The organism is Paenibacillus sp. FSL F4-0236 (assembly GCF_038000135.1).
Lineage (GTDB): Bacteria > Bacillota > Bacilli > Paenibacillales > Paenibacillaceae > Paenibacillus_AQ.
In genome coordinates this window covers 2,277,171-2,289,755 of the sequence record NZ_JBBOBK010000001.1, presented here as the reverse complement: position 1 = coordinate 2,289,755, position 12,585 = coordinate 2,277,171, and the positions used below count along the sequence as shown (strand labels likewise).

Annotated in this window: 15 protein-coding genes; 3 read left to right on the top strand and 12 right to left on the bottom strand. The window is 42.2% G+C overall.

Annotated features, from left to right (window positions below; all coding sequences use genetic code 11):
• The first annotated feature begins 83 nt into the window (after window positions 1-83).
• Complete coding sequence (locus tag NSQ29_RS10465) at window positions 84-1,019, top strand: Gfo/Idh/MocA family protein (RefSeq protein ID WP_339241529.1); 936 nt, start codon at window positions 84-86, stop codon at window positions 1,017-1,019.
• 288 nt (window positions 1,020-1,307) lie between these two features.
• Here the strand turns inward: NSQ29_RS10465 and NSQ29_RS10460 are convergent, their stop codons facing one another.
• The 4 genes from NSQ29_RS10460 to NSQ29_RS10445 all read right to left on the bottom strand — a co-directional run bounded on the left by NSQ29_RS10460 (window position 1,308) and on the right by NSQ29_RS10445 (window position 3,502).
• Window positions 1,308-1,787, bottom strand: a complete 480-nt coding sequence (locus NSQ29_RS10460; RefSeq protein WP_341124984.1) for a flavodoxin domain-containing protein — start codon at window positions 1,785-1,787, stop codon at window positions 1,308-1,310.
• A 33-nt stretch (window positions 1,788-1,820) separates the two neighbouring features.
• Window positions 1,821-2,468, bottom strand: coding sequence for a TetR/AcrR family transcriptional regulator (locus NSQ29_RS10455; RefSeq protein ID WP_341124983.1), 648 nt, complete (start codon window positions 2,466-2,468; stop codon window positions 1,821-1,823).
• A 184-nt stretch (window positions 2,469-2,652) separates the two neighbouring features.
• The gene (locus tag NSQ29_RS10450) at window positions 2,653-2,754 is read right to left on the bottom strand and encodes a sporulation protein YjcZ (RefSeq protein ID WP_197069683.1); all 102 of its coding nucleotides are present in this window, start codon (window positions 2,752-2,754) and stop codon (window positions 2,653-2,655) included.
• 184 nt (window positions 2,755-2,938) lie between these two features.
• A complete protein-coding gene (locus tag NSQ29_RS10445; protein WP_341124982.1) occupies window positions 2,939-3,502 on the bottom strand; it encodes a GNAT family N-acetyltransferase in 564 nt (187 codons plus the stop codon).
• A gap of 245 nt (window positions 3,503-3,747) precedes the next feature.
• Here NSQ29_RS10445 and xerS point away from each other — a divergent pair, with 245 nt between their 5' ends.
• Window positions 3,748-4,830 carry a tyrosine recombinase XerS gene (gene xerS / locus NSQ29_RS10440; RefSeq protein WP_149647344.1) on the top strand — a complete coding sequence of 361 codons (1,083 nt, stop codon included), beginning with the start codon at window positions 3,748-3,750 and terminating at the stop codon, window positions 4,828-4,830.
• A 230-nt stretch (window positions 4,831-5,060) separates the two neighbouring features.
• Here xerS and NSQ29_RS10435 read toward each other — a convergent pair whose 3' ends face one another.
• The 8 genes from NSQ29_RS10435 to NSQ29_RS10400 all read right to left on the bottom strand — a co-directional run bounded on the left by NSQ29_RS10435 (window position 5,061) and on the right by NSQ29_RS10400 (window position 11,399).
• Complete coding sequence (locus NSQ29_RS10435) at window positions 5,061-6,323, bottom strand: molybdopterin molybdotransferase MoeA (RefSeq protein ID WP_341124981.1); 1,263 nt, start codon at window positions 6,321-6,323, stop codon at window positions 5,061-5,063.
• Window positions 6,324-6,497: 174 nt separating this feature from the next.
• On the bottom strand, window positions 6,498-7,004 hold the full coding sequence (locus tag NSQ29_RS10430) for a DUF4178 domain-containing protein (RefSeq protein WP_149647342.1): 507 nt from the start codon (window positions 7,002-7,004) through the stop codon (window positions 6,498-6,500).
• Window positions 7,005-7,018: 14 nt separating this feature from the next.
• Complete coding sequence (locus NSQ29_RS10425; protein ID WP_094869154.1) at window positions 7,019-7,423, bottom strand: DUF350 domain-containing protein; 405 nt, start codon at window positions 7,421-7,423, stop codon at window positions 7,019-7,021.
• Between the two features lie 123 nt (window positions 7,424-7,546).
• On the bottom strand, window positions 7,547-8,215 hold the full coding sequence (locus NSQ29_RS10420; protein ID WP_042188756.1) for a PspA/IM30 family protein: 669 nt from the start codon (window positions 8,213-8,215) through the stop codon (window positions 7,547-7,549).
• Window positions 8,216-8,285: 70 nt separating this feature from the next.
• The gene (gene lpdD, locus NSQ29_RS10415) at window positions 8,286-8,624 is read right to left on the bottom strand and encodes a prenylated flavin chaperone LpdD (RefSeq protein ID WP_341124980.1); all 339 of its coding nucleotides are present in this window, start codon (window positions 8,622-8,624) and stop codon (window positions 8,286-8,288) included.
• 23 nt (window positions 8,625-8,647) lie between these two features.
• Complete coding sequence (locus NSQ29_RS10410) at window positions 8,648-9,580, bottom strand: dihydroorotate dehydrogenase (RefSeq protein ID WP_341124979.1); 933 nt, start codon at window positions 9,578-9,580, stop codon at window positions 8,648-8,650.
• Window positions 9,573-10,277, bottom strand: a complete 705-nt coding sequence (locus tag NSQ29_RS10405; RefSeq protein ID WP_339796113.1) for a dihydroorotate dehydrogenase electron transfer subunit — start codon at window positions 10,275-10,277, stop codon at window positions 9,573-9,575. Before NSQ29_RS10405 ends, NSQ29_RS10410 begins: the two co-directional genes overlap by 8 nt.
• 87 nt (window positions 10,278-10,364) lie before the next feature.
• On the bottom strand, window positions 10,365-11,399 hold the full coding sequence (locus NSQ29_RS10400; RefSeq protein WP_341124978.1) for an NADH:flavin oxidoreductase/NADH oxidase: 1,035 nt from the start codon (window positions 11,397-11,399) through the stop codon (window positions 10,365-10,367).
• A 185-nt stretch (window positions 11,400-11,584) separates the two neighbouring features.
• Between NSQ29_RS10400 and NSQ29_RS10395 the strand changes: the two genes are divergently transcribed.
• Window positions 11,585-12,466 carry a polysaccharide deacetylase family protein gene (locus NSQ29_RS10395; RefSeq protein WP_341124977.1) on the top strand — a complete coding sequence of 294 codons (882 nt, stop codon included), beginning with the start codon at window positions 11,585-11,587 and terminating at the stop codon, window positions 12,464-12,466.
• The last annotated feature ends 119 nt before the right edge of the window (window positions 12,467-12,585 follow it).

Here is a 12,585-nt window from a genome sequence, read left to right as displayed (position 1 = left end):
TAGTATACATCATAATTCTTGCCAAGCTGTTGTCAACAATAGAAGGTTATGATTAGTTCATTACATTAAAGGAGCTGATACACATGAATATAGGCGTATTGGGAACTGGATTCGGAGCTTATCATGCGCAGTTATGGACGACAATGGATCGAGTAGACAAAGTAATTATCTTTGGTCGGAACGAAGCTAAGCTGCAGGAGCTAAAACAATCTTTTGGCGTTGAGATAACTACCAATATTGACGATATTATGCTTGATTCCACCATCGATGTGATTGATATCTGTTTGCCCTCTTTTTTACATAGGCAGTATACAGTCGATGCGCTTAAGCATGGAAAACATGTATTATGTGAGACACCGGTTTGCTACAACTTAGAAGATGCTCTTGCGATGAAGGAAGCTGAACAACTGTATGATTCGCGAATTCTCGTCAACCAGTTTATTAAATTCGATCCTGCGTACAAATATCTTTACGAAGCGACTCATAATGAGAAATACGGAAAACTCTTATCTCTTACCTTAAAAAGAGAGACGCCTCCTTTGTGGGGTGACCTCGGTCTGCACGCTATCGCTACAAATCTGATGATTCACGAATTGGATTTTGTGACCTGGATGCTGGGGTCTATGGAGCCGCAATCGGTTTGGGGATCCGATGGTGGTAAAAGTAATCAAGCCTTAGTCCGTGCAATTTTTCAACAACCTCCTGTATCCGCAGAGATCGTTGTTTCTTCACAAATGCCGGCTTCGTATCCTTTTACCGTAGGCTATGAGGCTTATTTTGAACAAGGCAAGCTTGTCTATCAAGAGAGTGACAACATGAATGGAGCTGTTGAAAGCTCATTAATTGAATATACCGCTGTAGGTAAACAAGATCTTTTGTTAGAACCAGCTAATCCCTATGAAAAAAGTTTGGAGTATGCACTCCAATGTCTAGTGGAGGGTAGTTCATCAATAATTGAGTTAGACAATGCGATACAAGCTTTAGAACTAGCTATTTGCATTGAAAAAAAGCTTGTATAAATGGATCAAGGGATGTTATATCCTTTTTCATGGGTTTTGTTTGTAGGGTGAGGTGAATTGTTTATTGATGTGTAGTGTCTAGGGTGAGACGGTAGTGGATTTTGATTAATCTATTGTGAATTTTTCATATGATGAAATAGCGGAAAATAATAGCGATAAAATCAAAAATCAATACTTTTTATAAGCCCCCCTTCTCCTAACTAATGAAATTTGTATCTAGAACAATAATCAGTTAACATAATCATTATTATGTTAACTGATATCAGGAAATCGATTTTCCACACTCGTTCACCGCTTCTTTAGCGCAAGTGCAAACCGTTCTATCGTCTCTTGGGATAATCCATTTACACTCTTATTCTTCCCTTTTACCACTCGCAGAACCACTCGATCTAATGCAGTCATCTTCTCTTCGTAAATCTCATCACCGAACACTTCTTTTGTAATTGATTGGTTATACAGCTTCTCTGGAAATGAAGATTTCAATTCTTGTATGGCTTGCTCCCCCTTCGCTCCTGCACAAATAAACAATCCAACGCGCTTATTAGCTAGTTCATTTTGATATTTTGAAGCAAACTCCGTCATTTGTTTTTGTATTTTCCCAAAATAAATAGACCCACCTAAGATGACAGTATCGTACCGTTCTAATGTAGGCTCTTTAGCATGCATTAAATTAACTACTTCAGTCTCATCATCCAATTGATTTTTCAATAAATAGGCAGCTTTCTCCGTACATCCATATTTAGAAGTATAAATAATAATCGTCTTCATTCTGATTCTTCCCTCCACCCTCTGATCATCCTACTATCTTAAAGGCTCATGTATCTCCTTGGTTGCTATTGAAACCATAGAATCCAAATAACAAGATATCAGTGCTTCAACCTGATCTTCTGGCAAATCCTTTTCCACAATCAAACGCATAATTAATCCGAACGCAGCACTCCACATCACTTGAGCAGTGAGCTCTATCGAAGATTCCATATGTTGTGCTTTCGATTCGAACCTAGATAGACATTGACAGAGCATACCTATCGCTTTACGCTCCTGACCAGCTCCCTTGAATAGAACTGCTGTGTAACTAAGAACAGCCGGTGTATCATTTAGCATAACATTACGGTACTCAACACTTGTGGTAAGGGTCATCCTGATCCATTGCTCAAGCGATTGTCTCAAAAGCATCTCTGGTGGCAGTTCATGCTCTGCCTTTCGTTGTACAGACTGAAGCCCGTCAACCATATCTGTATATTTCTGTTGCAAATATCTCACCACAATTTCATCTTTACCCTGAAAGTAATGATAAATAATACCCGGAGAATACTCGATTTCCTCTGCAATTTTGCGAATAGAAAGCTTTTCAATCCCCTCCTCTGCAATCAACAAGGCCGCAGCCTCTAAAATTCTTTTCTTCATTTCCTCACGCTCACGCATTTGCCGTTGTTCTTTAGTCATCATGACGTCTCCTTATAATTTGAACATCGTTTATTCATTGAACACTGTTAAATATATATAATTTATAACGATCTTTTCTATATAGTAAGTCACAGGCAAACCACCCAACCCTTATTGTCATATCCAAACATGAAAAATCCGCCAGTCCTTATAGACTGGCGGAACCACACTTCATGATGTTAAAGGATTACAGACAAAGAGTTTTAGTGATGATAACCAACAGGATAAACAGAACCAGAATCGCTCCTGTGGAAGTAAATCCACCATATCCTCCTGCGAATTCGCCCATTTTAACTCCTCCTTTGTAATTGAGTACACCATAAGATATGCTAAATCCCACTCTGTGCTTGGGTGAAATGAACAAAAATAACCCAACATTCCTGTTAAGGCTGTTGGGTTATTCATTGTTGGTTTACATAATAATTATTATGTAAACTATTTCCGCGTTTATCTTAATTGTCGTGAGATAACCATTAATTTTTCATGACTACATCATCGCTGTTACCTTTACAATCATTAACCTTATTATTAGTTAATGTATTGAAGTATTGACTCGGATTTCCTTGAGGCGGATTAAAACGCTCTTTAAATTCTCCATTTGTGTACTCTCCAATCACTCTATGCCAGAAACTACGGGCAGGCGTATTCGCACGTACCTGTGACACCTTCCAGTCGCCTGGATACATATCAAACAATTTATGCGCGGCCCAGGTCCCCACACCGCTCCGGCGATATTTTTGCATCACAAAAAACTCAGTCATGTAAAATTGCCCTTCGGGATCATACAACAACCGTTCTACCAAAGCAAATCCGGCAATATTCCCGTCTACTTTAAACAAATACGCAAATTTATTGTTGCCACTACTCCAAAATGATTCTAATCCCGGATAAGCTGGATATACTCCATCTTGATCTACATCAAGCTCCAGATAACGGGTGAAATCATATAAATAGTACTGCATTAGTTTGCTTATCGTCTGTTTCCGCTCTTTGGGAACCAGCTCCATTCCAAGTTCCATTTCGTGCACCTCTGCCATTTATGTTTACTACACATCATATAACTTAGTTACTTCAGGAGCAAGTTCATCACTAGTAAATAGCTTTGATCAAAGCCATGGGACAAGAAGAACCGGCTTTACCGTCCTTATTGGGACGGTTTCCGTTTCTGCGAGAAATATAAGGCATAAAGTATGGTGTGAAACTTATACTTTCTTATATTTGGACAAAACATGATAAGATAGAAAGAAGAAATGATATGCAAACTATGGAAAAGGTGAATCACATGAGCGTTCAAAAGAACGATGACCGTAAAAAACTGGATCTAAAGCTACCTCTCATGCCTTGGTTCGTTCAGCAGTTTATTGATTATAAGCGTCCTGATCTATCCCCATCCACCCTGCTGGAGTATATTCGGGACTATGAGTCCTTTTTCGGATGGCTGCGTGCTGAAGGTCTCTCACAGGCCAGCTCCAACACAGAGATCACACTACTGGAATTAGAGACCCTGCATATGGATAGTATTGTTGGATACCGCCTACACCTCACTACCAGAGCTGAGGGAACCAATACACGTGTAACCGTGTCACGTAAGTTGTCCGCATTACGCTCTTTATTTCATTATTTAAGTCAAATCGCTGAGGATGAGAACTTCTATCCATTGCTTAAGCGAAACATTATGGCTAAGGTTGAAGTTAAACGAACGCATAAACCTAAGGATACTGCTGCTAAATTAAAGGGCAAGATTCTAGAGGATGAGGAACTGCTGGAATTCGTAGGGTACATTTTCGAAGGATATGGACGAGATGTTGAAGGGAACAAACAAGCCTATTACTCCTTTCAATTAAATCGTGAACGCGATGCCTGTATTGCCAGCTTAATTCTGAATTCTGGTCTTCGTGTATCCGAGGTAGTCAATCTAAACGTGGATGATCTGGATGTTAACAACAAGCTGATCTACGTCACCCGAAAAGGGAACAATGATGAAACCTTCAAAACCCCTGTTTATTTTCGAGAACAAGCTAAAGAGGATTTAGCTCTTTATTTAAGCCTACGTCAATCCCGTTATAAAACGCCGAAGAGGGAAAAAGCTTTATTTATCGCTTTGCCCAATGGACGGCAAGAAGGCAAACGCATGACCAAAAGAGCCATTCAAGAAATGATTATTAAATATGCAAAACGCTTTGGTAAGCCCTATCTAACGGTACATAAGCTTCGTCACTCTTTTGCAACAGACTATTATCTGCAAAACGATATTTATAAAACGAAAGAACAACTCGGGCATGCTTCGACAGAAACAACCGAGATCTATGCTCATCTCACGGACAAAACGATGTCTGAGGCGATTGAACGCCGTTTGGATAGTTAATTTTTTGCGAAAAGCCGGCCATACCCTATCCGATTTTTATGGAAAAGGTGTGGCCGGCTCTCTTTTTACATGGTTTAGAAAGACTGATCAGATTAGCATTATGTTGAAATATCGGCTTTTCTATTATGAATTTTTCATATATTGAAATGTTGTAAATAATATCGTTGGCATATTAGATAATTAGCTATTTCCGTCCTATTGTTAATGTCAAAAAGCATTTTACCTTTATCCTATCCCCGTATTTCTCCCGGAAGCTTGATAATAGTCACTTTAGCACCCGCAGATAAGCCTCGATCCCCTGGTGGAACAACAATCAGACAATCGCTATCCTTGATCGTGACCATCACGGAAGATTCGTCTATCGCTGCTGGAATGGCATAAAGGCTGCCTTCACGGATCTCTAATCGCGCTCTAACAAATCGGGTAAAGTCATTCACTCTGTTATAATCTGCACCGAGTGTGGCGCTCCATTCTGGTAAGAACGGCTGTGACGCACACTGCATTAATCTGATAACCGGACGTGCGAACAATTGAAAACCAACGAAACAAGCACCTGGATTACCTGATAGGGCTAACAGCAGCTTACCACCTCTAACAGCAGCAGTGGTTACACTCCCCGGACGCATCGTCACTTTATTAAATAACATATCTCCACTCTGTTCACGAACCAAATCGCCCATAATATCATAATCTCCTACCGATACTCCACCCGTAGTGATTACAAAATCATAGGTTTCCAACGCCATCTGTACTTTACTTCGAGCCAGCTCCAGATCATCCACAATAGATCCCAGCATCACGGGCTCCCCACCTGCCTCTTTGACTAAAGCTTCGAGCATGGGTGAGTTGCTGTTTCGAATTTTGCCAGGCTGTAGTGGTTCATGTACCTCTAGCAGCTCTGTGCCTGTCGCAAAGATAGCTACCTTAGGCCGACGATAGACTTTCACTGTATGTATGCCAAACGCTGCCAGAACAGCTATATCCCCGGCAGAGATTAATCGCCCCGCTGGCAGCACTAGCTCACCAGAGCTTAACTCCAGCCCCATCGGTGTGATATTAGACTTCGCTTCCTGCTTCTTTCGAATACCTACGTAAGTCTTTCCTTCCTCCTCACGTGTCTCCGTTACTTCTAGCATAACTACAGTATCTGCCCCTAACGGCACTTGTGCTCCAGTCATTATCCTTGCGGCTGTTCCCGAAGTTATATCTACCGATGCCACAGCGCCACATGGAATATTGTCCACCATTTCTAACCATACGACTTGTCCATTTACACAGTGACTTGTATCTGCTGCAATAATTGCATATCCATCCATGCTAGAACGGTTAAACGCGGGAAAAGAATGTGGCGCAATCACTTCCTCAGCCAAATAACGCCCACAGACCTCATTCAATGAGACCTCCTGTGACTCTAGCGGATTCGCAAATTTGATTATTTTGGCCTGTGCCTCTTTTACTTGAAGCGCTCTGCGCTGAAATTTATGATCCTTCATACCATGCCTCCGCTCTAAATCGTCCGTTTTTTGCAGTACAATAGGTACTATTTTAACATGAGCTATCCTGAAGTAAAATGAATGGTGGAAACGACATTAATCCTTTACCGATTTCATCTACGTAATTACAAAAAAAAGATGCGATCTCAAGATCACATCTCTTACGATTCATGTCTAGGATGCTCTAATTACCTTCACATCACCAGGAATTACTTTCTCCCCTTCATACAGCATGAACCGTCCATGTTGCCATTCTACACGCAGAAGCCGAGAATCATCTGACTGATATTGCCATACATGCTGCTCTCCACCATTCATAAAAGGGGTTTGGCCTAGGGCAGCAACATATCCATCATACTCTTCCTCCAGAAAAAATGTATAATCATCCAGTTCAAGTGTTGTTGGAACCTCAGCAGGATTATCTAAGCGCCCATCAATAGGTTTATATAAACCATATTGCAGCTGTTCCCGCTCCTCAATATGCAAATAGGCAATTTGACTACCATCTCTTAATGTCAGCACTACCGCATTTCGTCCGCGATTATGGGTCCTGCCGGTTACCTCGTAGGTAACGAGCGATACTTCACAGATGTCTCCGGGAGACAAATTAAGCATACTTTTCTGAACTTCCTGAGCCGCTGGTTTGGAGAAAAGATTACCTATACGTTTCCATATACTCAACTTGATCGTTCCCCCTACATAAATGCAGAAATAATTAAAGCTCCCGTAATTTGCAGTGAGCCTGATAATAAGCCGTACCCGATTTTGCCAAGCTGTGTACCATGATCCAGATCCAGATTCCCCCATTTAGCTAAGAGGAGACGGACCGTTCTTTCCAAAATAAGCAAAAGAAAAAAAGATACAATCGAGATCAGCAAAGCATCTGGCAGGCTGTTAGAAGCAGCTATCGATGATGATAAAATGAATGCCTGTGCCAATAGCTTCATTACAAAACGTGTAGTAACTGCCATATTTCCAGCCTTTAACTCTTCTAAATCATTGTATCGAGTGAAGAGTGAATCTACGAACATCAGCACAAACAGCAACACCGCGCCGCTCACTGTCCACACGACCATGGACACCAGGATATGGAAATCCATTCTAATAGCCCCCGCTTATTCATTTTGCATGCTGTCATAAGCATAGATAAAGCGAAGAGGAAACGATATTCCTGTCTCCCCTTCGCCTGTGAACATCAGCCGTGAAACGGCTAAGATCAAATGTTATTGCTTCTCGTATTGTTTCATCAGAGCAGCCAATTCATCTTCTACTGCTTGATCTTTGTTCAACTTCTCGAACTCATCATCAAGTGATTTGTTGCCCGAGCTCATCTCGTTGCTAGCTTCGGCTTGAGCTTCTGCTTGCAGCATTTTTTCTTCCATACGTTTCAGGCCAGCAGATGCGGAATCAGAGCTGAAACCGCTCATCGCTTTATTAATTTCAGTTTGAGCTTTGGCAGCATTATAACGTGCAACCAAGGTTTCGCGTTTGTTCTTCATTTGAGTGAGCTGCTTACGCATCTCGTCAAGTTTGCCGCGAAGATTATCCGCTGATGCTTTGTTCTGGTCGAAGCTAGCTTTGTATTCTACCAGTTTAGCTTCAGCAGCCTTCTTCTCTTCCAGAGCACGGCGAGCGAGGTCAACATTACCAGCTTGAGCTGCAGCATGTGCCTGTTGCGTACGTTTGTTAACAAGTGCTTCCTGCTCTTCATATAGCTGCTTGAACTTTTTCTCAATAGCGATTTGAGCCGCTACCGCTTTTTCTGCATCTTCCAAATCTTCGGTCATATCACGAATGTACTGATCGGTCATCTTAATCGGGTCTTCTGCTTTGTCGATAATCGCATTCACGTTAGACATTGTTAAATCGCGCAATCTTTTAAATATAGACATGGTTTCATTCCTCCAAAAGATAATTTAAATACTCACTTGATATCTTTTACGCAGAATTGCCAATCCCGTTTCACATTTGTTGCGCTAAATATTGAATTACTTTATTATTTACGATCTCAACGACCTCTTTAATACCTTCTGCCGTGAGATCGTCGTAATGAATGCCCATAACCACTGTGACCGTCCTGTTTAAAGCCTCAGCTACCCTAATGGCAATATCTTCGCTTATCGTATGCTCTTTATGATGAGGAACCGCAGAGGTCTGCACTTCCACCCGCTCTCCATTTAAATACGCAGTACTTGCCGCTCCAATATGACGAACGCCCCCACTAATTACGAGTAAGAGATCACGTCCGACAGGCGTCGCCATCAGCTCAATATCCTCAGGGTTAATCTTGTTAGAAGTCAATAGTATCTCCTCACTACTCCACTTTATATAATGCCACGTATTTCATCCAAGGATTGAATATTTTCTTGAACCATGAATTGCTCAAGCTCTTCAACAAGCTGGCTACCTGCTCTCAAATTCATGAAATTGTAGGTTCCTACTTGGATTACCGAAGCACCTGCCATAATAAATTCAATAATATCAGTAGCTGTGGTGATGCCCCCCATTCCGATTACTGGAATAGATATGTTCTGTGCGACTTGATGCACCATGCGCAAAGCAACTGGCTTAATCGCTGGTCCGGACAGTCCGGCATACAAGTTATTAAATACACTACTTCTCCGTCGCACATCAATTTTCATCCCGGAAATGGTGTTGATCAGCGAGACAGCATCTGCTCCCTCTGCCTCACACATTTGCGCCATCTCAACGATATTCTCAGCACCTGGAGACAGCTTTACCGCAAGTGGTAGCTTAGTGGAACGTCTAACAGCTTGTACTACTTTTTGCGCTTCTGAAGTCTTGATTCCAAATGCAATTCCGCCCTCTTTTACATTTGGACAGGAAATATTCAACTCAATCATATCAACAGCTGGTTTACCTGCGCTTGATCGAAGATCTGCATCATGCTGGATCATTTCTGCTCCAAGTACGTAATCCTCAAGCGTCCCGCCGCCAAGATTCACCAAACGGGCTGTATCGAGTGTTTCCCAATAAGGGCATTCTTTTTCCAAGAACGCAGCTACACCGGGATTCTCCAATCCTACACTATTCAGCATGCCAGAGGCTGTCTCATAAACTCGAGTGCCAGGGTTACCTGCTTTTGGATGGAGGGTGAGCCCTTTCCCTGAGATTCCACCTAGCAAAGATACATCATACAGCTTTCCATATTCACGACCAAAGCCGAATGTTCCTGAAGCCATTACAATCGGATTTTTAAAATGAACGCCTGCAATTGTTGTACTCATCTTAGTCATGAAAAATCACCTCCTCAGAAAGGAACACGGGTCCGTCTGCACAGGCTTTTCGCTGACCATCACGACAAGAAACACTACAAACAAGACAGGCACCAATGCCGCAAGCCATTCGGTTCTCTAGAGAGAGATAAACTTTTGTATTGCTTCCTGCCTCTTCGGCCGCTACGCCTTTAAGCTGTGCAGCTTTAAGCATAGGATGGGGGCCGCAAACGAAAATATGATCATATTGACTAAAATCCACACGATCCAAAATAAATCCGCCTACATCTACTGTAAGCTCGGCTGCTAATGGACGAAAAGCTTCTGTCCGGTAAGCTTCCCGACTAAAACCTAGAAAGATATCACAACTAGGCAGCTGCTTTGCACAATAATATAGCGGCGCTATTCCAATTCCACCACCAATAAGTGCAACCTTGCCTTCGACCTGTGGGAATCCCGTACCAAAAGGCCCTTCAAGCTCCACTGAGTCACCAGGAGTCAACCGTGAAAATATCTCAGTGCCTTCCCCCACTACGTGATATAAAAATTCGACACTATCCTCTTTTACTTCATGTATACTTAACGGTCTGGAAAGGATCGGATAAGCATCCCATGCCCGTAACATGTAGAATTGACCCATTTCACCGCCGCTATTCGTTTCAACTTTAAGGTGGTACACTCCGTCAGTTAGCCGATCGTTACTTAAAACCATCCCCACGTTATCAAGCTCCTTCAAATTTTATCTTTATTAAGATTGCCTTAGAAGGAGTATAAAATCTGTGACAAACTTCACATTCAAAGCGCGCTATCCCTTTTTCCAGATCCCGCGTTCATAAGGTTTGGGTACATTACGTACGCTTCCAAGCGCCTCTTCCGCATGTAAAGCCCAATAGGGATCGCTCAACATCCCACGGCCAACGGCTATCAGCTCTGCCCGTTCTTCAGCGACGATGGACTGTGCCTCAGTAAAGGATTCAAGCCGCCCCACTGCAATTACAGGCACCTGTAATTCACTACGGATAAACTCTGCCAGATCCACTTGATAAGCAGGGCTTGCATTGGGCCCTCCATTTGAACCTATAGGACCTTCTCCTCCAGAAGAAACATGGAACAGATCCACTCCAGCATTCTTATACCGTCGGCAAATATCCAGAGCGTATGCAGCATCATATCCACCCTCTACATATTCCTTCGCAGATATTCTCATAATCAATGGCATGTCTACAGGAACCACTTCTCGGACTGCTTTAACTACCTGTTCTCCGAACAACGCAGGATCTTGTCCATATTCATCATCTCTGGTATTCGTCAACGGTGAATGAAACTGGTGAATTAAATAACCATGTGCACCATGAATTTCGACCGTATCAAATCCTGCCTCTATAGCTCTGCGCGCCCCTTCACGGAAGGCCTCAATTAATTCTGAAATTCCTTTTTTAGAAAGAGCCTGTGGCGTTTTGAAATTAGCATCAAAAGGAATTGCTGATGGAGCCACTGGCGGCTCTGCATCCACAGCTTTTCGTCCAGCATGTCCTAATTGAACAGCGATTTTTGATCCATACGCATGCACACCATCCGTGATTCTACGATAAGCTTCAATTTGCGAATCACTCCAGATTCCTGTATCTCGATTAGTGATTCTACCATCTGGATGTATGCCAGTCATTTCCACGATAATAAATCCTGTACCGCCAATAGCACGGCTTACATAATGAACATAATGCCAATCATTAGGGATGCCATCCTCTTTATCCACCGAATACTGGCACATTGGTGGCATGACAATACGATTCTTCAGCGATAACCCCTTCAATTCATACGGTGCAAACAAATCAGACATTCATGTCTCCATCCTTCCGTAATCTATAATTGACTCGGGAATTCCCCGTTCTATTAGTATACACGCATTGGTTCCTTCAAGAAATCTTAACCAATACTGTATTGTTATCAGCATAAATCCACCCATCTATGGAGATAACAATTAAGAATATGACGGTGATCAGGTAGTAAAGGAGGCAGATGGGGATGTATTTTCAACGGAGAGGTCAGAAACTGCTCGTAATATTAGGAACAATCATAACTATGCTATTCCCAACCTATTCTTCAGAGGTTGCGTCAGCGCCTGTACAGAGTCAGAAGACTCCGCAAGAACAAACACAAAGTGTACCCGCTTCAGACGAAGATACGGCAATTTCAGCAGGTAGCGCTGCTACAAATAGTTCGACACTTAACAGCAATAAAAACACTAAAGGTCTGACATTAAGTCAGCTGTTACACAAATACCCAGAGACTTTTAAGACTAGTGGACCTCGGAATAAAGTCATAGCACTTACTTTTGATGATGTTCCTGATCCAAGATTTACCCCCCAATTGCTTAGCATCCTGAAAAAATATAATGTCAAAGCAACCTTCTTTGTGGTGGGAAGCAGAGCAAAAAAACATCCAGCTTTGGTGAAAAGAATGATTAGAGAAGGACATGCGATTGGAAATCACTCGTATAACCACCCTCAGTTTGTGAAGCTTGCGATGAATGATTTTCAATCACAAATCATAAAGACCGAGGATATTATACAAACCTTGGCCGGATATAAACCACGACTAATTCGCCCACCCTATGGGGATATCAGTGAACAGCAGCTAAAATGGGCAAAAAGCCATGGCTACACGCTCGTGAATTGGAATGTGGACTCATTGGACTGGAAAGGACTTTCCAAAAACCAAGTCAGAAATAATATTCTAGCCCATATTGGGAGAGGAGCGATTATTCTTCAGCACGGTGGAGGCGGTCCAGGTAGTCATCTACAGGGAACGATTCAGGCTTTACCTGAAGTAATCACTATTATGCGCAAGCGGGGCTATACTTTCGTTACCGTTCCTCAATTACTACAAGTGTCCAAAAGTAAATAAATTACCCCCAAATATATATTTTATAATACGCAAAAAACGGAGGCAGCCGCTAAGGACTTCCTCCGTTTCCTGTGTAACCTTATTTTAGAACTTTTCATATCTCATAGGTTTTCTCTCTA